This is a genomic window from Methylocystis sp. H4A, from assembly GCF_015709545.1.
GTDB lineage: Bacteria > Pseudomonadota > Alphaproteobacteria > Rhizobiales > Beijerinckiaceae > Methylocystis > Methylocystis silviterrae.
Window position 1 is genome coordinate 1 of the sequence record NZ_JADNQY010000003.1, and the last position, 1,988, is coordinate 1,988.

At 62.9% G+C, this 1,988-nt stretch carries 2 protein-coding genes; both read left to right on the forward strand.

Features of this window, described 5'->3' with window-relative positions; translation table 11 throughout:
- Positions 1 to 1,242 (forward strand): ATP-dependent zinc metalloprotease FtsH (ftsH, locus tag IYW40_RS00015; protein ID WP_196398950.1); only part of this gene is annotated, 1,242 nt, incomplete at its 5' end.
- Positions 1,243 to 1,451: 209 nt separating this feature from the next.
- Positions 1,452 to 1,988 (forward strand): methane monooxygenase/ammonia monooxygenase subunit C (locus tag IYW40_RS00020; protein WP_196398951.1); only part of this gene is annotated, 537 nt, incomplete at its 3' end.

Consider the following 1,988-nt stretch of genomic DNA (forward strand, 5'->3'; position numbering starts at 1 on the left):
TTCGTCGAAATGTTCGTCGGCGTCGGCGCCTCGCGCGTGCGCGACATGTTCGAACAGGCGAAGAAGAATGCGCCCTGCATCATCTTCGTCGACGAGATCGACGCGGTCGGCCGCCATCGCGGCGCCGGCCTTGGCGGCGGCAACGATGAGCGCGAGCAGACGCTGAACCAGCTGCTCGTCGAGATGGACGGCTTCGAGGCGAATGAGGGCATCATCCTGATCGCCGCGACCAACCGTCCGGACGTGCTCGATCCGGCGCTGATGCGTCCGGGCCGTTTCGACCGGCAGATCCAGGTGCCGAACCCGGACTTCATCGGCCGCGAGAAGATCCTCAAGGTTCACGCCCGCAAGGTGCCTCTGGCGCCGGACGTGGATCTGAAGATCGTCGCGCGCGGCACGCCGGGCTTCTCGGGCGCCGATCTGATGAATCTTGTCAACGAGGCGGCGCTGCTCGCGGCGCGGCGCTCGAAGCGGATCGTCACGAAACAGGAGTTCGAGGACGCCCGCGACAAGATCATGATGGGCGCCGAGCGCCGCACGCTGGTGATGACGGATGAGGAGAAGAAGCTCACCGCCTATCACGAAGGCGGCCATGCGCTGGTGCAGCTTTCGGTTCCCGGCGCGATGCCGATCCACAAGGCGACGATCATTCCGCGCGGCAGAGCGCTCGGCATGGTGCAGGGCCTCCCCGAGCGCGATCAGATCTCGCAGACATACGAGCAACTGACCGCGATGCTCGCCATCGCCATGGGCGGCCGCGTCGCCGAGGAAATGATCTTTGGCCATGACAAAGTGACGTCGGGCGCGGCCTCGGACATCCAGCAATGCACCCGTGTGGCGCGCGCGATGGTCACCCAGCTCGGCTTCTCGAACAAGCTCGGCACCGTCGCCTACGCCAATCCCGAGCAAGAGCAGTTCCTCGGATATTCCCTCGGGCGGCAGCAGACGATTTCCGAGGCGACGCAGCAGACGATCGACGCCGAGGTGCGCCGATTGGTGCAGGAAGCCTATGACGAGGCGATGCGCATCCTGTCGGAAAAGCGCAGCCAACTCGACACGCTCGCCAATGCGCTTCTCGAATTCGAGACGCTGTCCGGCGACGAGATGAAGGGCCTGCTCGTCGGCAAGCGGCCGGTGCGCGAAGAATCGTCGCCAACGCAGCCGCCGCGCGGCTCCTCCGTGCCGACGACGGGACAGAAACCCGAGCCCGATGTCGGCGGCTTGGAGCCCCAGCCGGTCTAGACTGGTGTTGATCGAAAACGAAGCCCGGCGTCAGCGCCGGGCTTTTTTTTGCGGCGCGAGAGGATTTCAATCCGCGGTTTGAGCTCCTGCGCGTGGCGGGTTCTGCGCCGTTTTTGGCGACAAAGTCACTGTTTCGACGCGCCATAACACGCAAAATGCGTCAGCCTCGAAGAGCGTCTCTTCGAGCCAAATTCCATGGAGGAGTCACGATGAGCTCAACGACTGACACAGCAGCCCGCGCTGCTGCTGGCACGGAAGCTGTAGTAGACCTGAAGGGCATGTGGATCGGCTTGGCCGTTCTGAACGGGTTCTATCTGGTCGTTCGCATTTACGAGCAGATTTATGGCTGGCGCGCTGGCCTGGACTCGTTTGCGCCGGAGTTCCAGACATATTGGATGTCGATCCTATGGACCGAGATCCCGCTTGAGCTGATCTCTGGCATTGGCCTTGCGGGCTTTCTTTGGAAGACGCGCACGCGCGACTTCTCGAACCTGGCGCCGCGCGAAGAAATGCGCCGCCTGGTGGTCGAGGTGCAGTGGCTGGTGGTTTACGCCGCGGCCATTTACTGGGGCGCGTCGTTCTTCACGGAGCAGGACGGCACCTGGCACATGACGGTGATTCGCGACACGGACTTCACGCCGTCGCACATCATCGAGTTCTACATGAGCTACCCGATTTACTCGGTGATCGCGGTTGGCGGCTTCTTCTATGCGAAGACGCGTCTTCCGTATTTCTCCAAGGGCTAT